Source organism: Lactococcus sp. NH2-7C, from assembly GCF_029953655.1.
Classification (GTDB): Bacteria; Bacillota; Bacilli; order Lactobacillales; family Streptococcaceae; genus Lactococcus; species Lactococcus lactis.
Genome location: NZ_CP124538.1, coordinates 2429357 through 2453822 on the forward strand (window position 1 = coordinate 2429357; position 24466 = coordinate 2453822).

25 protein-coding genes and 3 pseudogenes are annotated in these 24466 nt (G+C 33.0%); 22 read left to right on the plus strand and 6 right to left on the minus strand.

Annotated features, from left to right (window positions below; all coding sequences use genetic code 11):
* Window positions 1–143 precede the first annotated feature (143 nt).
* The 13 genes and pseudogenes from QJV49_RS12095 to QJV49_RS12155 form a co-directional block, all read left to right on the plus strand.
* Window positions 144–524, plus strand: coding sequence for a cell division protein FtsL (locus tag QJV49_RS12095; protein ID WP_225512240.1), 381 nt, complete (start codon window positions 144–146; stop codon window positions 522–524).
* Window positions 521–2812 (plus strand): penicillin-binding protein, encoded by a 2292-nt coding sequence (locus QJV49_RS12100; protein WP_225512239.1) that lies wholly within the window; start codon window positions 521–523, stop codon window positions 2810–2812. Before QJV49_RS12095 ends, QJV49_RS12100 begins: the two co-directional genes overlap by 4 nt.
* A 64-nt stretch (window positions 2813–2876) precedes the next feature.
* On the plus strand, window positions 2877–3866 hold the full coding sequence (mraY, locus tag QJV49_RS12105) for a phospho-N-acetylmuramoyl-pentapeptide-transferase (protein ID WP_010905599.1): 990 nt from the start codon (window positions 2877–2879) through the stop codon (window positions 3864–3866).
* 198 nt (window positions 3867–4064) lie between these two features.
* A complete protein-coding gene (locus QJV49_RS12110; protein WP_225512238.1) occupies window positions 4065–4352 on the plus strand; it encodes a hypothetical protein in 288 nt (95 codons plus the stop codon).
* A gap of 136 nt (window positions 4353–4488) precedes the next feature.
* Window positions 4489–6009 (plus strand): ABC transporter permease, encoded by a 1521-nt coding sequence (locus QJV49_RS12115; protein WP_225512237.1) that lies wholly within the window; start codon window positions 4489–4491, stop codon window positions 6007–6009.
* Between the two features lie 105 nt (window positions 6010–6114).
* Complete coding sequence (locus QJV49_RS12120; RefSeq protein WP_225512236.1) at window positions 6115–6777, plus strand: ABC transporter ATP-binding protein; 663 nt, start codon at window positions 6115–6117, stop codon at window positions 6775–6777.
* A gap of 160 nt (window positions 6778–6937) precedes the next feature.
* Window positions 6938–7813, plus strand: coding sequence for a LysR family transcriptional regulator (locus QJV49_RS12125; RefSeq protein ID WP_225512235.1), 876 nt, complete (start codon window positions 6938–6940; stop codon window positions 7811–7813).
* 239 nt (window positions 7814–8052) lie between these two features.
* Complete coding sequence (locus tag QJV49_RS12130) at window positions 8053–8727, plus strand: GTP pyrophosphokinase family protein (RefSeq protein ID WP_225512234.1); 675 nt, start codon at window positions 8053–8055, stop codon at window positions 8725–8727.
* Between the two features lie 146 nt (window positions 8728–8873).
* The gene (rplS, locus tag QJV49_RS12135) at window positions 8874–9218 is read left to right on the plus strand and encodes a 50S ribosomal protein L19 (protein ID WP_012897519.1); all 345 of its coding nucleotides are present in this window, start codon (window positions 8874–8876) and stop codon (window positions 9216–9218) included.
* Window positions 9219–9387: 169 nt separating this feature from the next.
* A complete protein-coding gene (locus QJV49_RS12140) occupies window positions 9388–9561 on the plus strand; it encodes a hypothetical protein (protein ID WP_225512233.1) in 174 nt (57 codons plus the stop codon).
* Window positions 9562–10428: 867 nt separating this feature from the next.
* The gene (locus QJV49_RS12145; RefSeq protein ID WP_225512232.1) at window positions 10429–10725 is read left to right on the plus strand and encodes a hypothetical protein; all 297 of its coding nucleotides are present in this window, start codon (window positions 10429–10431) and stop codon (window positions 10723–10725) included.
* A gap of 133 nt (window positions 10726–10858) precedes the next feature.
* Complete coding sequence (locus tag QJV49_RS12150) at window positions 10859–10981, plus strand: hypothetical protein (RefSeq protein WP_255597741.1); 123 nt, start codon at window positions 10859–10861, stop codon at window positions 10979–10981.
* Window positions 10982–11084: 103 nt separating this feature from the next.
* Window positions 11085–11324: pseudogene (locus tag QJV49_RS12155) on the plus strand (DNA cytosine methyltransferase); the annotation flags it as partial.
* A gap of 129 nt (window positions 11325–11453) precedes the next feature.
* On the opposite strand, the gene QJV49_RS12160 reads toward QJV49_RS12155, so the two are convergent.
* The 3 genes from QJV49_RS12160 to QJV49_RS12170 all read right to left on the minus strand — a co-directional run bounded on the left by QJV49_RS12160 (window position 11454) and on the right by QJV49_RS12170 (window position 13137).
* Window positions 11454–12383, minus strand: a complete 930-nt coding sequence (locus QJV49_RS12160; protein ID WP_225512231.1) for a lytic exoenzyme target recognition domain-containing protein — start codon at window positions 12381–12383, stop codon at window positions 11454–11456.
* A gap of 208 nt (window positions 12384–12591) precedes the next feature.
* A complete protein-coding gene (locus tag QJV49_RS12165; protein ID WP_225512230.1) occupies window positions 12592–12747 on the minus strand; it encodes a hypothetical protein in 156 nt (51 codons plus the stop codon).
* Window positions 12748–12867: 120 nt separating this feature from the next.
* Entirely contained in the window at window positions 12868–13137 is a 270-nt protein-coding gene (locus QJV49_RS12170; RefSeq protein ID WP_225512229.1) for a DUF3892 domain-containing protein, read from the minus strand.
* A gap of 117 nt (window positions 13138–13254) precedes the next feature.
* On the opposite strand from QJV49_RS12170, the pseudogene QJV49_RS12175 reads away from it, so the two are divergent.
* Window positions 13255–13359: pseudogene (locus tag QJV49_RS12175) on the plus strand (DUF722 domain-containing protein); the annotation flags it as partial.
* 401 nt (window positions 13360–13760) lie between these two features.
* On the opposite strand, the gene QJV49_RS12180 reads toward QJV49_RS12175, so the two are convergent.
* Window positions 13761–14129, minus strand: coding sequence for a YxeA family protein (locus QJV49_RS12180; protein ID WP_225512228.1), 369 nt, complete (start codon window positions 14127–14129; stop codon window positions 13761–13763).
* A gap of 326 nt (window positions 14130–14455) precedes the next feature.
* On the opposite strand from QJV49_RS12180, the gene QJV49_RS12185 reads away from it, so the two are divergent.
* From QJV49_RS12185 to pnuC, 5 genes and pseudogenes are all read left to right on the plus strand, one after another.
* Window positions 14456–15040, plus strand: coding sequence for a hypothetical protein (locus QJV49_RS12185; protein WP_225512227.1), 585 nt, complete (start codon window positions 14456–14458; stop codon window positions 15038–15040).
* Between the two features lie 1231 nt (window positions 15041–16271).
* The gene (locus QJV49_RS12190) at window positions 16272–16781 is read left to right on the plus strand and encodes a nucleoporin NDC1 (RefSeq protein WP_225512226.1); all 510 of its coding nucleotides are present in this window, start codon (window positions 16272–16274) and stop codon (window positions 16779–16781) included.
* Window positions 16774–18102: pseudogene (locus tag QJV49_RS12195) on the plus strand (glycosyltransferase). Before QJV49_RS12190 ends, QJV49_RS12195 begins: the two are co-directional and overlap by 8 nt.
* Window positions 18103–18295: 193 nt before the next feature.
* Entirely contained in the window at window positions 18296–18832 is a 537-nt protein-coding gene (locus tag QJV49_RS12200; RefSeq protein WP_225512225.1) for an HdeD family acid-resistance protein, read from the plus strand.
* Window positions 18833–19034: 202 nt separating this feature from the next.
* The gene (gene pnuC / locus QJV49_RS12205; protein WP_225512224.1) at window positions 19035–19766 is read left to right on the plus strand and encodes a nicotinamide riboside transporter PnuC; all 732 of its coding nucleotides are present in this window, start codon (window positions 19035–19037) and stop codon (window positions 19764–19766) included.
* A 115-nt stretch (window positions 19767–19881) separates the two neighbouring features.
* On the opposite strand, the gene QJV49_RS12210 is transcribed toward pnuC, so the two are convergent.
* Window positions 19882–20037 (minus strand): hypothetical protein, encoded by a 156-nt coding sequence (locus QJV49_RS12210; RefSeq protein WP_003131383.1) that lies wholly within the window; start codon window positions 20035–20037, stop codon window positions 19882–19884.
* 257 nt (window positions 20038–20294) lie between these two features.
* On the opposite strand from QJV49_RS12210, the gene QJV49_RS12215 reads away from it, so the two are divergent.
* Together QJV49_RS12215 and QJV49_RS12220 are read left to right on the plus strand one after the other, a co-directional pair.
* The gene (locus tag QJV49_RS12215; protein ID WP_225512223.1) at window positions 20295–20720 is read left to right on the plus strand and encodes a universal stress protein; all 426 of its coding nucleotides are present in this window, start codon (window positions 20295–20297) and stop codon (window positions 20718–20720) included.
* A 122-nt stretch (window positions 20721–20842) separates the two neighbouring features.
* Window positions 20843–21190, plus strand: a complete 348-nt coding sequence (locus QJV49_RS12220) for an HU family DNA-binding protein (protein WP_225512222.1) — start codon at window positions 20843–20845, stop codon at window positions 21188–21190.
* Window positions 21191–21259: 69 nt separating this feature from the next.
* Here QJV49_RS12220 and QJV49_RS12225 read toward each other — a convergent pair whose 3' ends face one another.
* Window positions 21260–21793 carry a TetR/AcrR family transcriptional regulator gene (locus QJV49_RS12225; protein ID WP_003131387.1) on the minus strand — a complete coding sequence of 178 codons (534 nt, stop codon included), beginning with the start codon at window positions 21791–21793 and terminating at the stop codon, window positions 21260–21262.
* Window positions 21794–21955: 162 nt separating this feature from the next.
* Between QJV49_RS12225 and QJV49_RS12230 the strand changes: the two genes are divergently transcribed.
* Window positions 21956–24355: a YhgE/Pip domain-containing protein gene (locus QJV49_RS12230; protein WP_225512221.1), complete on the plus strand. Its 2400-nt coding sequence runs from the start codon at window positions 21956–21958 to the stop codon at window positions 24353–24355.
* The last annotated feature ends 111 nt before the right edge of the window (window positions 24356–24466 follow it).

The window sequence follows — 24466 nt, forward strand, 5'->3', positions numbered from 1 at the left end:
GGTCTAATAAAGAGGGTTTTCCCACTTGAGGATTGTTATTGGATGTCTTATATAAATGAAATAACAATATTTAGCTTTTCTTTTTTCAATAGTGGAAAGAGTAAGCTGGATTTCTTTATTAAGATAAACGAGTGGAGGCAAAGATGGCAGCACAGCCTAAAGAATACTTCGATATAGAAACTGCGGCGAAAAAAGATAGTTATCTCATTGATACGGAGTCTTTAGCGCCGGAAGTTCTAGCAAGTAAGTTTAAAAAGTTTTCTGGTGTTGAAAAGGTATTCTATCTGACAATGGTAGTTGCTGCTTTAGTGTTGGCTGTTGGGCTACTTTATGTTAAGACTAAAACACTTGAAGTTCAAGGGAACACAATGGATTTACGTTCAAAAATTTCTCAAGAAACAACACGAAAAACTGAGTATGATCAACAAATTTTAGATTTAACATCAGGTACAAAAGTGCTTGATACGGCGAATAAAGCTGATTTAAAACAAAATCCTTCTAATGTATTGAAAGCAACGAAATGATAAAATTTTTAAAAAAACTAATTTTCTTTCCTTTTAGAAAAGTATCACGAAATGCCCGAAAAACGAATTGGAGTACAGAAAGAAATCGTAAACGAGTAGGTAAGAGCCTGTTTTTCCTAGCTATTGCGCTGTTTACGGTTTTTATATTTCGTTTTGTCTGGCTAATTACCGTCAATCATGTCGGTGGAACCAATCTTACAACGATGGCCAAGAGCAACTATCAAAGCACAGTAACGGTTCAGGCGAAGCGTGGAACAATATATGACCGTACAGGTGCGGCCATTGCGGTAGACTCAAGTACCTATACAATTTATGCTGTAATTGATAAAACACAGGTTGATTCAAATGGAAATCCTCTTTATATTGATAAGAAAGATTTTACCAAAGTTGAAGATTTCTTGAATAGTAAACTTGGAATTGACCGCGAGTTAATTAAAAAGCAGCTCAATTCTAAATTGAAACAAGTTCAATTTGGCCCTCAAGGTAGTGATATCTCTCTTGAAAAAATGAAAGAGATTCAAAAAGCGGCTGAGAATGAGAAAATTGTTGGACTTGGTTTCACGGCAAATATTTCTCGTTCTTATCCTTTTGGAAATTTTGCTTCTCAATTTATTGGTATTGCACGTCCTAAAGATGAAAATGGGACTCAAGCTCTGAAGGGTGATATGGGCTTGGAAAAGGCCTTCAATAATGTTTTGAGTGGTGAAAATGGTAAAGAAACTTATCAAAAAGATATCTATGGTCGCCCAATTCCAGGAACAACTAAAGTTATTGAACCTGTTAAAAATGGTCAGGACGTCTATACTACACTTGATGCACAACTTCAAAGAAATCTTGAAGGATATATGGACAAAGCAGCTACGGATACTGGAGCACAACAACTTTCAGGAACTTTAGTCGATGCTCATACCGGTGAGATTTTAGCAACAAGTCAACGTCCAACTTATACGGCAACAACGATCAATGATGCTGAGAAACAAAAGTATTTCACTTGGAACAGTTTGCTCTCACAATCAGCCTTTGAACCGGGTTCAACATTTAAAACCTTCTTGATGGCTGGTGCGCTTGATAGTGGAAAAGTAAATCTTAATGAAACTTATCAACGGAAACTTCAAGTTTATGATACAACGATTAATGACTGGGACGTAACAGAAAATAAAAGCTATACTTTGCCAGAAACAGTAACCTATGCTCAAGGGTTTGCTTTATCTTCAAATATTGGGATGAGTAAAATTGAAATGAATATGGGAGATGCTTTATGGGGAAGTTATCTTAATAAATTTAAATTTGGTCTTAAAGTAAGAGCTGGTTTAGATGGTGAAAATCCGGGAGCCCTTCCTTCATCGAATGCCGTTTCGCAAATCCAATCTTCATTTGGTCAAGGGGTTGCGGTAACTCCACTTCAATTGATTAGAGGTTGGACGGCTATTGCTGGAAATGGAACAATGCTTGAGCCACATATTGTCAGCAAAGTAGTAGATCCGAATACAAAAACAAGTTTGACTTCTAAAGCAGAAGTTGTTGGACATCCGGTCTCTAATGATGCAGCAAGTGGTGTGCGTGATTTGATGTTAACAGTAAATACTGACCCTGTTTACGGAACCTCTTATTCAACAAGTGGCGATTCTGAGCAAAATCTTGCTGCTGGTCCTTTATTTATGGTTAATGGTGAACCGGCTGCAGTTAAAACGGGGACGGCTCAAATTGCCTCAACAACGGGTGGTTATATGACAGGTTCTCAAGATTACCTTTACTCTGCTGTTGTGATGTATCCTGCTAAGAATCCTGATTTTATTTTCTATATGAATGTAAAAATTCCTACAGAAAGTTGGACACTTAAATATATTGCTCGAGTGGCAAATCCATTGTTAACAAGTGCTGAAGCAATGAAAAATGATTTATCAGTTAGTGCTGATACTGATACTAAAGCTGGTAAAGTGACCATTGAGAATTATAAAGGCAAAGATTCAGGAGATACTGCTGATAGCTTACGCCGTACTGTCCTTAGTCCGGTTATTATCGGGACAGGGGCAAAAGTAACTGCTCAATCGATTGCTGAAGGTGAAAAAGTTTCAGCAAATTCACGAATTTTACTTTTGACGAATGATAAAGATCAGGTGATGCCTGATATGTATGATTGGTCGAAAAAAGAAGTTGAGCAATTGGCTAATTGGTTTGGAATTAAAGTAACTTATGAAGGGTCAGGAAATAAAGTCTTGACTCAAAGTATCGAAACTTCTACCAATGTTAAAAAAGGTCAAACTCTAACTGTTAAAATGGGAAATTAAAAATTATTAATTGAGGCTCCACAGACACTAGTCTATGTGGAGCTTCAAAAATTAGGAGAAGAAAATGTTATTGAATGGGATAGTGGCGGCGGTAATTACAATGATTATAACAATCATTGGTATTCCTCGCTTCATTATGTTCTTCCACAAGAAAAAATTGGGTGGGCAACCAACCCTTGAAGATGTAAAACAGCATGCTAGTAAAGCTGGGACTCCTACAATGGGCGGTTTTGTCTTCGTTGTTGTGAGTTTAGTAGTTTCATTAATTGCCGCTTTGGTTTTTGGCAAATTTAGTCCAGCTTTCATTACTGCGTGGTGGGTCTTTGCCATGTATGCTGTCATTGGCTTCTTAGATGACTTTTTGAAAGTATTCAAACAAATTAATGAAGGTTTGACTGCCAAACAAAAAATGTTGGCTCAAATTTTAATTGGGATTGTTTCCTATTTCATTTACAGTCATGGGGAAAAATCTCATATTATTCATCTTTTAAGTTGGGAATTTAATATTGGGATTTTCTTTTCAATTTTCATTATTATTTGGCTTGTAGGTTGGTCAAATGCGGTCAATCTTACTGACGGAATCGATGGTCTTGCTTCAATCACTGTTGCAATTTCACTGACAGCTTATGCAGTTATCGCTGTAGCACATCAACAGTATGATGTTTTGTTGATTATCTTGTCAGTTATTGGTGGTTTGCTTGGATTCTTTGTTTTCAATCACAAACCAGCAAAAATTTTCATGGGTGATGTTGGTTCGTTGGCTTTGGGTGGTTTTCTTGCAATTGTATCAATCTTACTTCATGCCGAATGGACTTTGCTTTTAATTGGTGCGGTTTATGTCATTGAAACACTTTCAGTAATGCTACAAGTTGCTTATTTCAAAAAAACAGGTGGTAAACGTATTTTTAGAATGACTCCTATTCATCATCATTTTGAACTCGGCGGATTTTCTGGAAAAGCAGCTGGCTGGTCAGAATGGAAAATTGATATTGTCTTCTGGTTATTTACAGCAGTGCTGTCAGTAATTGCACTTTGTATTTACTTTGCTTTTTAATTAATAAATTTACTGACAGAATGGTCAGTGAAAAGTCGCTCTTATGAGCGGCTTTTTTTATTTTTAAAAGTAAATATTTTACTGACAGAATACTCAAGAAAATATTATTTAACTTTTAGAAAAGCTTAAGTTTTACTTGGGTTGAAATTAAGTTTTAACAATTATAATCAATTTATCAAAAAAAGAAAGGATTCCAAAATGAAAAAAGTTCTTAAACTTTTAAAGGGGAAAGAAATTATTTTTGTTTCATTAATAACATTAATTGTTGGTGGAGTAGGTGGTTTTTTCATTGGCAAGGGCCAAAGTAATCAATCACAACAAAATAATTTTCAAGAACAAATGCAAAATCGATTTGGACAAAATAGACGTACTCCAGACACTAATAGCGGTGCGACTACGGGTGGTTATAATAGTCAGTCAGGTAATTCAAATAATTCAGGAACCACACAAGAAAGTAGTGATGAAAGTGGAACAGCATCAGCTTAAATGACCAAGTAGTTTTTAAGGACGTTGAGCCAATCATTCTTTCTGTCTTTATTTTTAATAAATTGACTGACGTGCTTAAAATCGACTTATAAAAAAGAGTTTATCTATCAAAAGAAGACTCAGAAACGAGGAAAATATGGATTTTATAAGACGTGCATGGCTTTTCACTAAAGCCAAAATTGGACGGACAATACTTTTAATTGTTGCCTTTTCAGCAATTTTAATTTTTGTACTTTCAGGATTAATTATTAATAGTGCAGCTAATGTTTCTATTGATAATGCTAAAAAATCAGCTGGAGCAACCGTGTCACTCTCTGTTAACATGCAAAATGTTATCAAAGAAGCACAAAATAGTGCAACATCAAGTTCAAGTAGTAGCAGTTCAAGTGATACTACTGAAGCAGGTAAACGATTTAATATTGATTTACCAACGATTTCAGAAACAACTGCTGAAAAAATTGCCAAACTTGATGGTGTAAAATCAGCAAGTTTCACTTATCAGGCTCAAGCATCAGCAAGTTCTGGTATTGAAAAAGTTTCAACAAGTAGTAGTTCTTCAAGTTCATCAACAGATACGCAAGCAGCTGGTGGATTTGGTGGACGTGAAGGAGGAATGGGCGGAGCTTCCCAAGAGGACTTCACAATCAGTGGGACAAATGATTTAGCAGCAAGTACAAGCTTCATAGATTCTTATAAGATTAGTTCTGGACGCGCAATTAAGGCTTCAGATGAGGGAACGAACAATGTTGTCATTGAATCAACCCTTGCTAGCCAAAACTCATTAAAAGTGGGTTCAACTTTCACAATCAAAGATAGTAATGACAAAACTTATAAAATGACTGTTGTTGGTATCTATACAACAACAAGTAGCTCGACAGAAAGCTCAATTCAATACATGAATACAATGTATACTGCACTTTCTGTAGCAAATTCTATCAAAGGTACGACTGGCAAAGTATCAAATGCAACTTACAGCATGGAAAATCCTGCACAAGCAGATACTTTTGTAAAAGCTGCTAATAAATTAGTTAATGACAGTAATTTCCAAGTTTCTAAAAATGACCAAGCTTATCAAAATGTAAAATCATCATTGAATAATGTTGCAAGTTTTGCTAGAAATATTGTACTCATTGTAGCAATTGCAGGAGCCATTATCTTAGCGCTTATCGTTATGCTTATGGTTCGCGAACGTCGTTTTGAAATTGGTGTTCTGATGAGTCTTGGAGAATCAAAAATCAAAATTATTGGCCAATTTTTCTTTGAACTCTTCATGGTTATGATTGTTTCGGTTGGTATTGCATCAGCTGCTGGAAATGTAGTAGGAAATGTTGTTGGACAACAACTTTTAAAACAAGAAACAACGCAGACAACTACAAGCACAAACAATATGCAAGGGGCTCCAGGAGCAAATGGAACCAGAACCGAAGGTCAAAGACCATCAGGAAATGCTGGCGGATTTATGGGCCGAGCAGGTGGAGCGTTTGGCTTTGGACAATCAAATTCGGAAGCAAAAGCGCTTGAAAAATTGAATATTAAAACTTCTGTCAGTGAAATTTTACTTCTTGTTGCCATTGCAATTTTGATTACACTAATAGCTGTCGGTCTAGCAAGTATTGGAATTCTCAGATTGAACCCTAAACAAGTTTTAACAAATTGATTTTTAAGAAGAATCAGTCTAATAATTTACTGACAGCTTTCATTATTTACCCCAAAAATAATCACCAGATTCTGTCAGTAAATTTTTAAAATGAGAGGAGCAAAGATGACTCTAAAAGTTGAAAATTTAACTTATTATTATAGCAACCCCGATGACTATCTATTTAAAGATGTCACAGAAAGTTTTGAAAAAGGCACGATGTATGCCATATTAGGACAATCCGGTTCAGGAAAAACAACGTTCCTTTCCTTGCTTGCCGGACTTGATACACCAAAATCTGGAAGTATGTCTTTTGATGATAAAGTAATCAAATCAAGTAATTTAACAAATTACCGAAAAAAAACAGTAAGTACCGTTTTTCAAGCTTATAACTTACTGACCTACATGAGTGCTTATGACAACGTCAAAACAGCCGTAAAAATCTCGTCAGTAAAATTTGAAAATGAAAAAACAGCAATAGAAGAAGCGCTGAATAAAGTAGGATTGACCACAGACCTAATTTATAAACCTGTCAGTAAACTTTCAGGTGGTCAGCAACAAAGAGTGGCCATAGCTAGAGCATTAGTTTTAAATCATGAGATAATTATTGCTGACGAACCCACAGGGAATCTAGATGAAGAAACAACAGCTCAAATTGTTGAACTCTTTAAAGAAATTGCTCATAAAGATAATAAAATTGTGATTCTGGTTACTCACGAAAATGAAGTTGCCAAAGCATCAGATGTTGTATTTACCCTTAAACATCGTAAATTTGAAAAGACAGCATAGAATATAAAAAAACCATTGCAATCATTGTAATGGTTTTTTTATCCAGCTAATACAGATAAGCTCAAGGTTTATGGACAATTAGACTAGGGTTGCTCAATAATACTTATGGCACTAAGAATAATTGCAAAATTATGTTAAAATAGCTTCTAGGAGTATAGCCATGAGTTTAAATTTAAGAGATCTTGAATATTTTTACCAATTATCAAAATTACGTTCATTTACCAATGTTGCCAAACATTTTAGAGTTAGTCAACCCACAATTTCTTACGCAATCAAGCGGCTAGAAAATTATTATGACTGTGATTTATTTTATAAAGATTCCTCGCATCAGGTAGTTGATTTAACTCCTGAGGGCGAACTTTTGGCAATGAGGACCAATGAAATTCTCTCTGAACTAAATCACACGAAAAAAGCTATTCATCGTTCGAGTATGAAAGATTTTAAAGTTGGTTTTCCGCCAATTATAAGTTCATATCTTCTGTCAAAGCAAGATAATTTAAACTTTTTGAATGCCTTACATATGATTTATGGTGGTTCTAATGAACTCTTGAGCCTGCTTTTAAATGAAGAAATAGATTCGAGCCTTTTAGGAAGTCTAGAAAAGATTAGGCATCCCCAATTAGAAATAGAAGAACTTTTTCAAAAAGAATTTTTTATCATTATGTCAGATAGTCATCCACTAGCAAATGAAAAAGAATTGGGATTTAAAGATTTACTTAATGAAGACTTTATCTTGTTGGGAGAGCATAATATCCACTTTAATGCCTTTAATCGTTTAAACGAAAAATATAATCAATCAGCTAATGTAGTTTTGAAATTAGATGATGCTCATACCATAAAAGAACTTGTCAGAAAAAATTTAGGAATCAGTCTTATGGCAGATATCCGCTTATCAGAAGATTTTAAAAATCTAGTTAAAGTACCATTTATTGAAGAAGATAAACAATTCTTTCATATTAATTATGCCTATCAAAAAAATTCTATTCTCTCTGAAAGTGAAAAAAACTTTTTAAAAATATTGAAAACGTTAAAATAAATATTGCATAGGAGCATCAGTGATTTGGTGCTTTTTTGATAGTAATTATTTACAGTGGAAAGCGCACAAAAACCTTTCAGGAAATGTTATAATTAGAAGTATGATGTGAATCGTTTTTAGAGCAAATAGCATTATCCAGTCAAAGAAAAATATAAGGAAACTATATTATAATTTATTAATCACTAAACATTTGAGAAGAAATTAATAAGAAGATAAGACTAGATAGGAATTAAAGTAAAATGGAAAAAGATTATTTAAAAACAAGATTTGAACCAGAAGAATTTGAAAAATTAAAAAAGAAACTTGTCAGATATGAGTGTGCTTTAGATGTTGTCAGAACTCAACTTTCTAATCTAAATACCTATTATAATAATTTTGAGGCAATCAACCCAATTGAGCACATCAAACATCGTTTAAAATCACCGGAAAGTATTGCAGGAAAGCTGAAAAAGAAAAACTTACCTGTGACCGCTGATGCTGCTGATGAACATTTGTCAGATATTGCTGGAATCCGAATTATTTGTTCTTATGCTAAAAATATCTATGAGATTGTTGAAATTATCAAAAGCCAAGAAGCATTTACAGTTGTTAGCGAAAAAGATTATTTAAGAAACGTTAAAAAAACAGGCTATCGTAGTTATCATATGATTGTTGAAGTTAATTTAGGACATCTATTTAGTGAACAAACGTGTCGAGTTGAAATTCAGTTACGAACTTCGGCAATGGATTTTTGGGCAACTTTAGAACATAAAGTTCGTTATAAATATGATGGACAAATTCCTGAGCAACTTAGCGGAGAGCTGCAAAATTGTGCAGAGCAAATTCATGCGCTAGATGAGAGAATGTATCTTATTCATAAAGTTGTGGACATGATTAATCAGTCTGAAGTTGATATTGAACAAATTGGTTACTGATAAAATAAAAACTAAAAATAAGAACTTGTCAAAGTATAGATAATCTGTTATACTTATTGAGTATGTTTTTGCATACTAATAAAACTGTTCATCCGCTGAGCTTAATTTGCTAGATGCTGCTTAATGATGGGCAAGAGGAGAAAAAAATGAACCTTATCGAATCTATCAACGCTGCGCAACTCCGCACTGATATCCCTGACTTCCGTCCTGGTGACACTGTACGTGTTCACGCAAAAGTTGTCGAAGGAACTCGCGAACGTATCCAAATGTTCGAAGGCGTTGTTATTGCTCGTAAAAACTCAGGAATTAACGAAACTTACACTGTTCGTAAAATCTCAAACGGTGTTGGTGTAGAACGTATCTTCCCAGTTCACACTCCACGTGTTGAACAAATCGAAGTTATCCGTCACGGTAAAGTACGTCGTGCGAAACTTTACTACCTCCGTGCACTCACAGGTAAAAAAGCTCGTATCGCTGAACGTCGTCGTTAAGATACACCAGTTTAACCGCTCTATTGAGCGGTTTTTTTATTTTTATTAATCTCTTTAATATTAATTATTAAAGTTTGGGTTATAAAAAGCAGGCAACGAAAAACTTACTAGAGAAATCTAGTAAGTTTCTTGTTTTTTTCTTTCATTTTTTCTGTATGATATGTTGTTTATGGAGTATCAAGAAGTGACAGAGGTTGGAAAAGTAGTAGATAAAAAAGTATCAAAAGCTCCTAAATGGTCAAATCCAACTTATGAAAATAAAATAACAGCTGAAGAATTGGCTAAATTAGAAAAAATTTGCCAAGATGCACTAAGTGAGTTAGGACCACAAGAAAATGAATAAAGAAATAAAGCTAGAGTTACTTCAATTTTTGAATGTGGCACTTAATCACACTCGATTTATCGCAGTCACGCGCCAAGTTGATGAATTATAGAATAAAACCTTGTCATCATTTCTCGTCTAAGAAATTGAAGTAGTTTCTTTTGAAGGTAATAAATTTTATCAATTCCAAAATAAGCAACGGGTACCAGTAACTGAAGATAAAGCAGACCGAGTTTTGGTGAGAATAAATGATGCTGGTTTTTTTGAAGATTATAAGCCAATTCAATTTGCTTCAAACTTTCCAAACACATAAGCAGCATTTGTATTTTGGGAACAAATCAATCGTAGATGGGTAAAACTAACTAAAGATATGCTTGTGTTAGGAGTTGAATATATCGAGGAGAAAAAATGAACGAAGAAACATTTAATCGAACCAAACGAATGTTTTTTTAAAGAATTGCAGATAATCTTTGGTATGACGATCAGTGGAAGTTTTATCATACTCTTAAAAAAACAAAAAAATATTTGCTGGAAGATATGAAAAAATAACTCAATCCTTAAGAGGGTGTGTAACTCGTGACACTCTACTAACAGCAATCATGTCAAGAAAACTGAAAGATTTCTTCAATGAGAAAGAACTCAATGATATTGCTGAAGCAAGAATTGAGCAAGAAATTAGATTACGGAAAGAAAAACAGCTGTGATTTCCAAGTGCTTGGGAGAGAACACTGGATTATCCAAGGTGAAAAATATAAATTTTGTTCTCGGAGATGTGCGGAAAATAGAGCCAAAATGACTGCTAAAAAATGGAAGTTGGTACACGTTAGATGAAAGTCAATAATAAAACAGGAAATGTATCTACAACTTTTGTTCCAAAAGGAAAAGCCCATGGCGATTGCTAAGTTTAGAGAGTGCTGCAATGAATTATCAGATTATGCCTACTGGTTTATGCTCTCCACTCTTTGGGTCAGTTATTCTGGATTTTCTGATTTAGAACTCTGTAAAGAATTATTTAGTAGAAATCGTCCAAATAAAAGTATTAGTTTGATGAAACCTGATGAATTGGCAGCGTTAAAAAATTGTCTAATAAAGTTACTGTTTATCGTACGCACCGTCAAAAAGAAACTGATTGGAGCACGTATACATTGGATAAAAATATTGAGATCGTTTTGCGCGTGCATATAGGACTACCGAAATAACTGCTTATAAAGTTAAAAAAACAGATGTTCTAGCTTACTTCAATCGTAGAGGAGAAAAAAAGATTATCAGCATTGATAAAACCAAGGTAAAAAAGATTCTTTAAAAGGGAGCAATAAAAATGACATACCAAATTAAAACAATCTTCGCAAAAGAAGAAACTGCTGAAAATAACAAATTAACCGAACGTTCTACCAATGAATTTATCGTTGATATGGATAGTGATGAAGTTAAAAAATACTAAATTCACTTCTTCTACGAGGTTACTCAGTTGGAGTTAAATTTACTCCGCCAGAATTATGTGAATCTGGGAAAGAACAGGATTCATTTTCTATTGCTGAGCGTCTAGAACTAGCTGGCGGTTACAAGGCTTTTCAGGTCGGGCTCTTGATAAAGCTACATTTGGTAACATTATTCTTAGAATTGTGAAAGCAAGTTTAGTTCGAAGAACAATGATTCAAAAAGAATGGGAAATTTATCATAGACTCACTAGGAATCAACAGATGTCAAACAGTCAATTGTATAAGCAAGCCGGAAACAGTGTAACTGTACCAGTTATTTATGAGATAGCAAGGAGGCTTGAATGACCGACAAACTAATATCACTGGTCATCAAAGTGTGTGACTGTTGGGGAGGGATTGAATGGAATTTTAGATAATAAAAAAACATAAGAATTTTTCTTATGCTTTAATGAACTATTATTTAAAAACTAATTTTTATAGTGATACTGTATATTTAGCATGCGAAACATCACTCCATGAGTGAACTACTTGATAAAAACCACCTGCATAATTATTTTCTAGTGTTGTAAATGAAACTCCTGATTTGACAGAAATTACAATTCCTGTATGGCCATAACCTCCAACTGAAACACCATTCCAAGTACCATTTACTGGGACACTAAACAATCCACCCACTACTGGAGATGTTGATATTTTTAGTTTTGAATTTGCTACAACGTTGGCTCCAGGAACATATCCAGAAAGAGTTTTACCATGTTGTGATAAATAATACTCTGTTAATGCCACACATTGTGAATAGCCTTTGTATGTGGCTTGAGCAACATCAGCTCCGGCTAATTTTATTGAAGAAGTGGAACCAGTATTAACACTTCCGGTAGCTCTTCCTTTTACAGCATTGATGAAATTGGTTGCGAATGTCTTAGAATTGAAACCTGGTGTAGGTGGAACAACTTGTTTACCATACAGTAAGCTATTGAGATCAGCAACAGAGAGCCAAGAAACATTTGTTGCGCTACCATCCCATGTAAATTTTCTCCAATATACTGCTCCAGCTGTACCTGCTGAAACTACCACACCATTTTTTTCATAATGACCTTGGCCTAAATCTTTCACTGTTGGGTCAATTGTGAAGTACATTCCCGCTTTAAAATTGCTGTCAGGACCATCTGCAATATTTTTTCCACTGGCATCTACCCAGTTAACTTTATTGACAGGAATTCCATTATTTAACCAACTCCAATCTGATACTGCAGGTGTGATAGCATTGCAACGAATTTGGTATTGTCCTGATTGGTAAGAAACCGCATCAGCTTTATATACCTTATATGTTGCTGCATGAGCACTTATAGTTCCAGTGAATGCCATTGCAACTAGTAAGACAAAGGCATAAAAAAATTTTTTCATTTCATTTCTCCTAAATGTGAAATAGTTCACTTATAGTGTATTCTTTTACGTACGGTTAGTCAAATAAAAATAAACAAATATTTAATTATTTTATTTATTTATTGAGATTTTAAAGATATAAACATTATTTAGATGTAAGTAGAGAAATTGGTACATAAAAATAAAAAACAAAAATTACCACCATAATTGGTAGTAGTTGTATGTCATTTTAGACTAAGTTTTCCAAATGTTTAACTGCGTCTTCAATGGTATTTCCATAACCATAGATTTTTGAGTTATCAGCAAGGTTTGCTCTAAAAATATCATTTGAAGTATCAAGAGTTACTGTATATTTGAAAAATTTATTTTTGTTAGTGAATGTCATAATTGCATTCTCCTTTCTTAAAAATACGAAAGGCATAGCGAAATTCTATACTGTCGAGTATAGTATTAATAAATTGAAAACACAAAGAGTACAAATTAATCATGTGCAAGTCTATTGGAATTAGAAATAGGGTAAGTTAAGTAATTCATCAAATTCAGTTGTTCGATCAAGCGTCTCTATATATGGATTACCAAAAATAGGATGGACAGAAGTAACAAATATTTCTTTACCAGCGCTATTTTTATAAGTATATTTACACCCCATATCTATAAAATAAGCAGCCATAGCAGCTGTTTCCACAACACCACTCTCTAATTTTATATGAGTAATTTTTTTAGTGGATACTTCAGAAGTGTTAGAAAGACGAATATGTGTGATTTTATAAATCATAAATTTCCCCTTTTTTATTTTCATTATAGACTTTATTTGTAAAAAAATAAAGTCTACAAAGAATGAATGTAGCAAGAACTTTCTAGCTTAATTATATTAAAAAGGAGAATTAATTTAATGACAGATAAACTAGATAGAATTATTGGAGATTACGTTAATGGCAGACTTGAAGCCAGAATAAAATCAATTGAAAGCAGATATCTTTATAAACAAAAAGCGAATATAGATCTCATACAAGCAAAAAGTAAAAAGGTAAATGCTTTATTATCACTAATATATCTAGAAAAAGTTTATCCCTTTGAGTCCATCATCTATCAAAGAAAAAGGCTAGGGCTAAAACTTCTTGAACGTGTAAAAAGAAATAAAGAGAACTATAAAGGAAATCGTAATTTAGTCGCCATGTTTAATATTCTCAATAAAGTTGTTGACTTCCTTTGAAAAAAAGTTAATTCATAGTATAGAAAAAGAAATAAACTCTTGGCATATGTTAGGATAAATCTTGCTTCGTATCATTTTGCTTGAATTATGAGGAGTCTAACGGTAAAAAAGCTACTCATTTATTGAGTGGTTTTTTGTTTTATCGCCCTCCGGGACATTTTTCTTTTGCTCAAAATAAAAAGAACCTAACTATTTTCAAGTTCTTCCATTTTTAAATTATTCAATGCTTTCTCTGGTATATCAGATTTTTTTACTTCCTCCCACTTTGTGACCCCTTTTCTATAATTATAAGTTAACCTTAAATATGCACCATGGCGCAGGTTACGGTTGGCAGTAAAATTTATATTTTTTACTTTACCATTTTCTGAATAAGCTTCTTCTTGATATGAGAAAGTATACCAGATTTTATCAACTTGAGTAGTAGATACTTTTTTTGTACCATCATCAAGAATTTTCGCATAATAATAGCTTCCTCCATAATCAATCGAGTACCATGTAAAGGATGCTCCTCCAATAATCAATAGTGATGCAATAAATATTCCGAGTTTTTTCAAAGTTGAATTTACTTAGTCATATTTTAAATATATTATACCAATATTTTTATAAAATTTCCTCAATTATATTAATGTGTTTACGAAGTTATCGGTAAACTATTACTTTTTATTATTCTTTTAAGGAAAGAAGCATACAATAATTTTATTCCAAAAAAACTTTTTAGTAAATACTCTTAAGCGCCTATTATTTTGGATGCTTTTTTTATAAAATATAAATTAGAAAAAAATGTGCATATCGCTTCTTTTTATCATAATATTATAATATAATAGCTTTGTAAGCAGTTACAACAGCAGTGGTTATTGAGCCCAACAAGAAAGGAAAAAATATGAAAACACAGGTCGAATCAGAAACTAATTTAAAAGTAGGTGGATATATTATCAACCCTACGACAAAAATTCCAAGAGATATTTTAATTGCATTTGAAACAGCAACTAAGGAACTGATTGGAGCGAGTTATAAACCATTAATTTTAGTGGGAAGACAACTTGTTCATGGAACCAATTGTAAATTTATCGCTTTAAAAACTATTATGAATCGTTCTCAATTAAAATCATTGGTTGAAATTGTTATACATGTTCCACTGCCAACTGAAAAAGAAAAACCAGTAGTTATGTCTGATTCTATTAAAGAGCTAATGACAGAGTATGAAGACATTGATGGAGGATGGAGTATAGTTGGATCAACTTGTTCGTATCCTCAGAGAGTTGCTTCCGCTTTACCACTATTTGCACGTGCAGGTTATACTCCTTTAATTTGCGCTGCTCAACAAATAGTTGCAGGTATGAACTTTATGATCTACTGTAGTAATGTGGATATTTTAAATCCAAATAAACGCGGATTAGTAAGTATAACAATCTATCAGAACTTAAAGGAAGAACTATTTATCAATAGGATTGAAAATCTTTTATGATATAATAAATATTCTTAAACATGGGTGTCAGCAATATGCTGGCATTTTTTATTTTATGAACTAAAATTTTACATATAAAAACAAGGTACTAATATAGGCAGATACTGAAAAAGTTATTTTGTAATATAAATCAAAAAGCTGCCTATAAAAGATATACAGCACCTTGCCTGACAAAATTTAATAACTTTAACTATCCTTTGAGTGAAATGCATTACTATTTATTTTTAGCCAAAAAATAAAGAATAGCTAAATATAGCGTTTAGTGTAACATATTACTACCTATTTACGTACCTCTGAATAATTGGAATATATGGGTTTGTAGGGGGAACCGCATTTATGGGAATCCCTGCCACAATAGTGGGTGCTGAATCAGGAAAAGTTTATTAAGTCGTTATTATAGAATATATTCCATTTGGTTTTATGTTGGTTGACAAAGAATTTGTATTCCCTGATGGGATAGCTGATTTACAAGAGCTAGCTAAATATGATTATAATCAAAATATAACAACGCGTTTTGAATTTGGTATTTTGGGTAGGATGGAACCAATGAATTTGTTTGGAAATAGGGGCTGAGATTTTTGGACAAGCGAGTCTAGAATGTAAAGTAGTATTTCCTGTTGAGATAGAAAATGAGATTATTGTGCCAAAAATGTACCAAATAATTTAAAATCCTATATTTTCTATAGTTTCACCAAGAAGTTTAAAATGAATTATATACCATTATTCATCAATAAGGTGCTTATAATGGGAAAAAAGGGGATAATTTTGAATGAGGAGTAAAAATAAATGACTTATATATGAATGAACGAAAGTTCTTGAATCTCTTTAAAAATAGGGGGTGAATAATATTTGACCAACTATGAAAGTTACTGGAATAGTAGCTCTTTCCTTCGTGCATTCACAGGTAAAAAGCTCATATCGCTGAACGTCGTCATTAAGATACAGTATGAAAACCGCTCTATTGAGTGGTTTTTTTATAAAGATTTATGATAGATAATCAAAAAGTTTAAAGGTATTTTTTATTAAATCTACTAAGATGGATTAATGAAGTAGTTCATAATTTAAAATAAAGGAAATTGAAGAATAAAGAGCCATCAGATAATTTATTTATCAAGATGTTTTTTTGTAATAAAATAAGGACATAGATGTTGGAAATTAGGGAAAAAAATGAGATAATTATCGAAATGTAGTAAATTAAATACTGTTTGATTAAATATTAGAAAGGACTGAAATGAAAAAAAATATCAGCCGAGAAGAAGCAAAGAAATCTTTAGTCTATGACCCTTATTTTGAAAAAGGGCATTATGGGAGTAAAATTTTTCAAACCATAATTGCTTTTTTAGGCTGGTGTGGTGTCATCAGCCCATTTTTATGGATTATTTTTCCTTTTGTTTTTCCTAATCGAGCAAATCATAATCATATTGTAGTCTATCTGGAAGAAAAAACTACACTTCATTTCCTTTTTATTTTTCTTTCTTTATCATTTGTATTTTTAGTTATCCTTTATACTATTTTAACTCTTTGGAATAATTATCGTTTTAAACATTTTTTACAAAAAGAGAAACAATATGATGCTGAACGTGTTAAAGTACGAAGAAAGTTAATTAATCAAGCTTATAATGAACGATTTGGTTCAAAAGATTTTCGACACAATGTTTGTTTTTATTCGGTTAAAGAAGAGCAAAACTTGGAAACAGATTTTGTAAAAATACTTTATCAGAAGGGAGAAAACGATGATTAATTTTGTTCAAACAGGAAATGGCATTGTTGACTTTATTCTGACACTGATATTTTTGCTATTAATTACTTACCCAATTCTGGGAGGATTTGCTTGGTTTATCGGAGTTTTATGTTATAGTTTTTTGTTCAAATATAAACAAAAAGACTGGGATGATATCCCAGTAGAAGTCGAACCATTTGTCACTATAATGGTTCCCGCTCACAATGAAGAGATAGTCATTGAAGATACAATTAATTATTTAATGACAAAAATTAATTATGAAAATTATGAAGTTTTAGTTACTGATGATGGCTCAACTGATCAAACTCCAGAAATTTTAAAAGAATTACAAGAAAAATATGATAAGTTGCGCGTGATTTGAATTGAAAAAAATAAAGGAAAAGCGCATGCCTTTAATATTGGTTTAGGTTTTGCAAAAGGAGAACTAGTTTTAAGTAATGATGCTGATACTGTTCCAGAACCTGACTCCTTAAATCATTATATAAATTATTTCATTCGACAAGATTCTACTAACATTTCGGCAGTAACAGCTAACATGGATGTCCAGAATCGTGCAAAATTGATTGCGAAATCTCAAACAGTTGAATTTTCTAGTATTGTAGGAATCATTAAACGGACTCAACTTGGTGTACTAGGGAGTATCTATGCCTACAGTGGAGCAAATACGATGTATCGAAAGGATGCTTTAATTGATGTAGGATTGTTTAGGCAAGATAGAGCTACAGAAGATATTAGTATTGCTTGGGATCATCAAATGGATGGCTGGTTATCATTATTTGCACCACGAATTATGTTCTTTATGGAAGTTCCAGAATCTTTGAAAATGCTATATCGTCAAAGAAAGCGCTGGGCTAAAGGTGGGACAGAGGTTTGGCTGACTAATTTTAAAAAGGTATTTTTACACCCTTTTGACAATGTTGGTCGAACAATTATGTTTATTGACCAAAGTTTCAGCATTATCTGGTCTTTCTTTTTTTGGATTTCGTCAGCGATTTTTATCTGGTCTTTATTGCAATTTGCCTTTACTGGAAACTTAGAACGTATTTACCACATGTTAACTATGGCCTTTCTATTTGTTTGTTTTGAAATGATTTCGGGAACTTTCCAATTAGTCGCTTCATTGATAGTGGACGACCGTGGAAGAAAACTGAAATATCTATTATTTGCTCCACTCCACATGCTTTTTTTCTGGATAATGAATGCATTAACAATTGTAACAACTTTCATTCCAGCAGTAAAAACAATTCTAGGTTTAGGGTCAGGAACATGGAAAAGTCCAGAGCGTAAAGGGATAAAAGTAACAAATAAAAAGGATGATTGAGATTATTGATAAAAAATTTTATATTTCAATATTTGAAAACTTTGAGAGGATTAATTGCTCCTCTTTTTTTTAGAAAAATAATGATTAATTTAAAGACCACTAAGCGTAATTTTTTAATCATCAAGGATAAGATACTGTATTCATTATGTTATAATTAAATGAGAATTAGAGAATATTTTTTGGAGGGAAAATTATGTTAACAGATTTTGAAAAACTTAGACGCGGCGTTGGATTTAGTGGTATAATTTCAATTATTATTGGTTTATTGATACTATTCTTACCTACAAAAACAGCAGCGATTGTCGCAGCACTTGTAGGGGTAGCACTTGTAATTATGGGTGTCATTTACATTGGAGCAAATTTAGTTAAAAGAAGTGAAGAAAAAGGGAATTTCTGGAGAATTTCTCATTTATTATTGGGATTTATCTACTTATTTGCAGGAATTTTTGTCTTCTCAGATTTAAATGCGGCCGCAGAGTCACTTTTTGTCCTTATTGGGATTTTTGTTGGGATTAGTTGGATAGTAGATGGAATTGTAACTCTTACAGTTTTAGCAAATTTCAATAGTAAATTCTGGGGGATTTTCTTAAGTATAATTAGTATTATTGCTGGATTTACCTTGGTATTTTCTCCACTTTGGGGAGGGGTAACTTTATGGTTGCTTCTTGGAATTGAATTTTTAATTGTTGGTTTCATCAAGATGATTCATTATTACAGATGGGATAAATGATAAAAGGCCGATGAATATTGGCCTTTTTTATTTATGCAATATTTTTAGGTATAAACGAAATTAATTAAGAATCAGTATTGATTAAGATTTTTTTTCAATAAAAAATAAATCTAAAGAATATATTTGGAAGCGTCGGACAATTATTCATTCGTGATATAATTTTTAGTGGACGTTTTTTGACGTTCTTAGATTGGGGATGAGAATGAAAAATTATCTCAAATGGCTCAAAGATGAGCTAAAATCAATTAATACAGCTGGAAGCATTATGCTTTCGTTTATCATAGGAGTACAGTTGGCATTCTTTTTGACGTCAACAATTACGGTCTTATCGGTCATCACTTTGATTGCTACATTAATGGGGTCGGCATGTACGGTTTATATGATGATTGGAAAACCGATTAATGGTCTTTTGGGGCTTATTAGTGCTTTTGGTTATATTTATATTAATTGGGCTGCTGGTCACTATGCCTCTGTTTTAGATCAAATTGTTTTTGTTTTATTGATTGACTTACCATTGATATTTACTTGGAAAACTTGGGGTCATCGAATTGAAAATGGCGTCAAATTCATGAAGACAAAAGGATGGATTTTAACAATTATCAGTATGTTGGTTCTTTGGTGGCCAATTACAGTCATTTATACAAAACTTGGAGATAGCAATCCATTGTGGGATGCTATTACTTTAATTATTGGAGCGGCGGCTTCAATCTTGGTTGTTAGAGGTTATGGGGATAGTTACTCACTTTGGCTCTTATCTGATGTGGTCATGATTATTTTATGGGCAACAGCACTTATGGATGGCTATTCTGCAAGTTCTTTAGCAATGCTTCTAACAATTACTTTCTATTTGGTTACTTCTTTATATGGAAAATTCTTTTCTATTTGGAAGAATGACAAGAAGGCAAGTGGAGAAGTAGTAACTGAGAGAAACTAAAAAGGGAGTTGCTCATTGAGCAGCTTTTTTTTATTTAAAGTATAACAAAAGCACCTACTCTCAAAATTAAAGTAGATGCCTTTATTGATTGGGATACTCGCCCATTTTTTTCTCCTTAAACTAATTGTTCTAAGTTTTGTACAGCTTCTTCAATAGTATCTCCAGCACCATAAATATTTGAATCATTTACAAGTGATGCTCTAAAGATATTATGAGAAGTATCTAGAGTTACTGTATATTGGAAAAATTTATTTTTGTTAGTGAATGTCATAATACATTCTCCTTTCTTTATTTATTATACGAAAGGGAACCATATTGGTTCATAACGAAATTCCAACTAAATTGTAGCATAAAGAAATCAGAATATCAAAAAAAGTGATTTAATATTTTCATAAAATTATATTTTTACTTCTAAGTAAAATTGGAAAAAAAGTCTTAAAAATAAAAGTTTCTTCTAAAAATATTGTGAGTGTTTAGTTGGACTTCTTAAATATTTTATCATAGAATATAGTAAAGGAGGCGTTTACAATGAGAGATGAATACAAGAAAATTTTAGTTGCAGTCGATGGCTCTGACCAATCGAAAGAAGCAATTCATGAAGCAGTCGCCATTGCCAAAAGGAATAAAACTTCATTATTTGTTTTACATGTTAAAGATGAAACAAGACTTCGGGGAACTCCTTATGCCTTGGCAATTAATTTAGATGATTTAGAAACAGAATCTAAAGAAATTATTGCTGAAGTTGAGGAACTGATTAATGATGAAGTTGAGTTTGAAGTCCATGCCTTTACAGGAAACCCAAAGAAAGAAATCATTAATTTTGCAAAGCAATTTGAATTGGATTTGATTGTGGTTGGTTCAAATGGTAAGGGATTATTAGACAGGATGCTAGTAGGTTCGACGACAAGTTATGTTGTTAATCATGCACCTTGCAATGTTATGGTTGTAAAATAACCAAAAAATCTTGGCGTAAGCTAGGATTTTTTATGAAGATTTATATGATGACAAAAGAATTCACTAGAGTTAGTGAAGAAAAGGATGATAGGGGAATGTAGAAAATAAGGAGGAATTAGTTAATGGCTTCAAAACAGGAGTTAATTGATTATGTAGCAGACCGTACAGAACTTTCAAAAGTTAATGCGGCAAAGGCAATCAATGCCTTTGTTGAGGCAATCACTTACTATATTTCTGAAGGGAAACCTGTTCATATCTCAAATTTTGGAACTTTTGAGGTTCGCAAACGTGCAGCCAGAGTCAGTCATGATGTTCATTCAAGAGAAAAAATTTTAGTAGGTGAACAAAATATTCCGGTATTTAGAGCTGGAAAAGCTTTAAAATTAGCTACGAAACAAGAATTATCTGTTGAAGATATGGTGAGTGAAACATTGAATAGTATGATTTTAGAAGTTCATCATCACGATTGACACCTGTTAATGGCTATTATTTTTCAAATAAAGATAATAAAAGAACGATTCTTCAACGAGAATCGTTTTTTAATTAATGAGTTCAACTAATAGATTAGCAATTTGAGTGGGTGTTTCTTTTTGTTTTCGACGAATCCACGATTGAGTAGTTCCAAAAATAGCATTAGCATAGTAGGTTGTCGCATAAATTTCCCCTAATTTTCCTAATTTAAGATGTTTAGATTGAGGGAAAAAGGAACTTTGAATGAGTTCTTTGAGTTTTTGCAACATAAACTGGTGGATTTCTTTGCTGCCATTTTCTGAAAGAAGAGCAGCATAGATTTGGTTTCCTTTTAGAAATTCAAAAGTTTCAAGCATCGTTGCATGAATATTTCCATTATTTTTTTCAAAGACATATTGAATAGTCTCAAAAAGTCGACGTTGATAGGCTTCAATCATGTCATATTTATCTTGATAATGAGTATAAAAACTACTACGACTAACTTTAGCTAATTTCACAAGTTCAGTCGTTGAAATTTGATCAAACGATTTCTCGCCTAAAAGTTGAATCATTGCATCTCGTAATTGAAGTTTTGTACGATCTTTTCTGCTGTCATTGGACATTATAGAGGGACCTCCGTCCTTTTTGGAATGTAAGTGCTTTATTTAGACACATTTAAAGATATGTCCAAAATTCGATGGATAATAATTGTCAAATTTTCTAAAAAGTTTATAATACGTATTGTAACAGTTTTTGGACGTGTTGTCCATATGAAAGGGGAAAAGATGTTAAAAAAAGAATGGCAAGCTATTTTAAAGCACAAATTTTTTATTATTGTTATTATCGCATTAGCACTTGTACCAGCAATTTATAACTATATTTTCTTAGGCTCTATGTGGGATCCATACGGTAAACTTAATGACTTACCTGTGGCGGTCGTAAATTTGGACAAGACGTCTGAATTGAATGGAAAAAAATTTAAACTTGGTGATGATGTCATTGCTGAAATGAAAAAATCTAAGGATTTAGATTATCATTTTGTTTCAGAAGATAAAGCTTCTAAAGGGATAAAAAAAGGTGACTACTATATGGTTATCACTTTCCCAGAAAACTTTTCGGAAAATGCTACGACATTAATGAATAAGAAACCCAAAACAGTTCAGTTAAATTATCAAACAACACGTGGCCATAACTATATTTCATCAAAAATGAGTGAAAGTGCAATGAACCAACTGAAATCAGAGGTTTCTAAAAATATTTCACAAACTTACACAAAAGAAATTTTTGCTAAACTTGGTGATATGAAATCAGGAATGAAAGAAGCGTCTGACGGGTCAAATAAATTGGCTGACGGAACTTCATCAGCATTGAACGGTTCAAAAGAATTAAGTAGTAATTTGAATACTTTATCTTCATCCAGTCTAACTTTTACTGACGGCGCAAATAATTTGAATTCAGGCTTAAATAAATATGTATCAGGAGTGAATCAAGCTGCCAATGGTGGACAACAACTTTCTTCTGGTGCTGACCAATTTGTTAGTGGAACGCAACAATTAGCAGCAGGTACACAAACTTTGGCTGATAAATCAAAAGAGCTGTCAGCAGGAATTTCACAAATTTCTCAAGGGTCAGAAGCGGTGAGTCAATTGCAATCGGGTGTGCAACAACTATCCGAAGGCTTAAGTCAATTGGCTCAAAAAACAACTTTATCCGAAACTCAACAGCAAAAAATTAGTGCTGTACAAAATGGTCTTACTGAATTAAATCAGGAGTTACAAAAAAATACGATTGACCCAAATTTGGCTGCCAATATCCAAAATAACTTGGAAGGTCTTGGAGCTACGGTCACAAATCTAGCTAATGATCAAGTGGTAGCCTCTAAGGCAGCAGTTGAAAGTACTGTGACTTTTAAAACTTTAAGCGAAAGTCAGAAAACAGATATAAGAAATGCATTAGATAATTCTGTTGGTGCTGGAGCAGTTCAAACCGATTTACTATCATTAAATAAGAATATTAAAGGAGTCCAAGACAGTCTTACAAGTCTACTACCAATGTTTGGAAAAATTGCTGATCTTAAAACATTAGTTCCAGGCGCAAGTCAAATAATTGCTGACCTTTCAGGTGGTCTGAACGAAGTAAACACTAATGTAAACACAAAATTTATTCCTGGTATCAATCAGTTAAATGCTGGTTTGACGAATTTTAATGACCAGTTAACTTCTGGAAGTCAAAAATTAACTTCTGGTTTTGCCCAATTTGCTGACGGAGTTAATCAAGCAAACGCTGGCGCTCAACAATTAGCAAGTAAATCAAAAGATTTACAAAGCGGGACAATGCAATTAGTTTCTGGATTGTCACAATTACAAGCGAATGGTTCAACTTTAACTTCAGGTTCAAATCAATTGGCAGGGGGTGCTCAACAAATTTCCTCTGGTTCACAACAATTGGCGAATGGAGGTTCAAGTTTAACAAGTGGGTTGGGAACGCTAAATACAGGTGCTAATAACTTGTCAACAGCTTTAGCCAAAGCTGATAATACTCTGTCAGCAACTAATAATTCTAATGAAAATGCTAAAAAAGTTGCTGCACCATTGAAACTTAAACATACGGATCATGATAATGTACCAGAGAATGGTGCAGGGATGACACCATATATGATTAATGTTGCCCTCTTTATCGGTGCTCTTGCGACAAATGTTGTGATTGGAATTGGTTTCTCAGGTGAAAAATGGAAATCTGGTCGCGAATTTATGTTGGCTAAAATTGGTACGAATGGTTTGGTAGCACTTTTACAAGGAATCATCGTCTGGGGAGCAGTTGCTCTTCTTGGCTTGAGACCAAATCATTTGTGGGAAATGTTGTTGTCAGTACTTTTAATCAGTTTCGCTTATATGGCAATCAATACTTTCTTCTTAACGGCTCTAGGTAAGATTGGTGAATTCCTTATGATTGTAGTTTTAGTTCTGCAACTGGCGACGAGCGCAGGAACTTACCCCTTACAACTGGCACCTAAAATATATCAAGTCATCAGTCCTTGGTTACCAATGACTTATGGTTTAAAAATGTTACGCGAAACCATTGGTTTGAATGGAGCAATTTTACCAGAAGCAATTCTATTTGTGGTTATTATCGCTCTCTTTACTTTCATGTTAAGCTTCTTCAAGAAATTCTCGCGTTTTGCATAAAATAAATTACTGACAGAAAATGTTATGAATAAATTTTTTCTGTCAGTAATTTTTTATCTAGAAATTTTAAAATAAATTTGGTAAAATAAAGCTGTAAAAAGAATTTGACAA

Excerpts from the sequence above, each read along its gene's own strand:
- QJV49_RS12110 (WP_225512238.1), top strand. The coding sequence starts at position 4,065 with ATGAAAAAAGTTCTTAAACTTTTAAAGGGGAAAGAAATTATTTTTGTT.
- QJV49_RS12120 (WP_225512236.1), top strand. The coding sequence starts at position 6,115 with ATGACTCTAAAAGTTGAAAATTTAACTTATTATTATAGCAACCCCGAT.
- QJV49_RS12190 (WP_225512226.1), top strand. The coding sequence starts at position 16,272 with ATGAAAAAAAATATCAGCCGAGAAGAAGCAAAGAAATCTTTAGTCTAT.
- QJV49_RS12215 (WP_225512223.1), top strand. The coding sequence starts at position 20,295 with ATGAGAGATGAATACAAGAAAATTTTAGTTGCAGTCGATGGCTCTGAC.
- QJV49_RS12140 (WP_225512233.1), top strand. The coding sequence starts at position 9,388 with ATGGAGTATCAAGAAGTGACAGAGGTTGGAAAAGTAGTAGATAAAAAA.
- mraY (WP_010905599.1), top strand. The coding sequence starts at position 2,877 with ATGTTATTGAATGGGATAGTGGCGGCGGTAATTACAATGATTATAACA.
- rplS (WP_012897519.1), top strand. The coding sequence starts at position 8,874 with ATGAACCTTATCGAATCTATCAACGCTGCGCAACTCCGCACTGATATC.
- QJV49_RS12115 (WP_225512237.1), top strand. The coding sequence starts at position 4,489 with ATGGATTTTATAAGACGTGCATGGCTTTTCACTAAAGCCAAAATTGGA.
- QJV49_RS12150 (WP_255597741.1), top strand. The coding sequence starts at position 10,859 with ATGACATACCAAATTAAAACAATCTTCGCAAAAGAAGAAACTGCTGAA.
- QJV49_RS12145 (WP_225512232.1), top strand. The coding sequence starts at position 10,429 with ATGGCGATTGCTAAGTTTAGAGAGTGCTGCAATGAATTATCAGATTAT.
- QJV49_RS12225 (WP_003131387.1), bottom strand. The coding sequence starts at position 21,793 with ATGTCCAATGACAGCAGAAAAGATCGTACAAAACTTCAATTACGAGAT.
- QJV49_RS12165 (WP_225512230.1), bottom strand. The coding sequence starts at position 12,747 with ATGACATTCACTAACAAAAATAAATTTTTCAAATATACAGTAACTCTT.
- QJV49_RS12185 (WP_225512227.1), top strand. The coding sequence starts at position 14,456 with ATGAAAACACAGGTCGAATCAGAAACTAATTTAAAAGTAGGTGGATAT.
- QJV49_RS12170 (WP_225512229.1), bottom strand. The coding sequence starts at position 13,137 with ATGATTTATAAAATCACACATATTCGTCTTTCTAACACTTCTGAAGTA.
- QJV49_RS12160 (WP_225512231.1), bottom strand. The coding sequence starts at position 12,383 with ATGAAAAAATTTTTTTATGCCTTTGTCTTACTAGTTGCAATGGCATTC.
- QJV49_RS12220 (WP_225512222.1), top strand. The coding sequence starts at position 20,843 with ATGGCTTCAAAACAGGAGTTAATTGATTATGTAGCAGACCGTACAGAA.
- QJV49_RS12100 (WP_225512239.1), top strand. The coding sequence starts at position 521 with ATGATAAAATTTTTAAAAAAACTAATTTTCTTTCCTTTTAGAAAAGTA.
- pnuC (WP_225512224.1), top strand. The coding sequence starts at position 19,035 with ATGAAAAATTATCTCAAATGGCTCAAAGATGAGCTAAAATCAATTAAT.
- QJV49_RS12210 (WP_003131383.1), bottom strand. The coding sequence starts at position 20,037 with ATGACATTCACTAACAAAAATAAATTTTTCCAATATACAGTAACTCTA.
- QJV49_RS12200 (WP_225512225.1), top strand. The coding sequence starts at position 18,296 with ATGTTAACAGATTTTGAAAAACTTAGACGCGGCGTTGGATTTAGTGGT.
- QJV49_RS12230 (WP_225512221.1), top strand. The coding sequence starts at position 21,956 with ATGTTAAAAAAAGAATGGCAAGCTATTTTAAAGCACAAATTTTTTATT.
- QJV49_RS12125 (WP_225512235.1), top strand. The coding sequence starts at position 6,938 with ATGAGTTTAAATTTAAGAGATCTTGAATATTTTTACCAATTATCAAAA.
- QJV49_RS12130 (WP_225512234.1), top strand. The coding sequence starts at position 8,053 with ATGGAAAAAGATTATTTAAAAACAAGATTTGAACCAGAAGAATTTGAA.
- QJV49_RS12095 (WP_225512240.1), top strand. The coding sequence starts at position 144 with ATGGCAGCACAGCCTAAAGAATACTTCGATATAGAAACTGCGGCGAAA.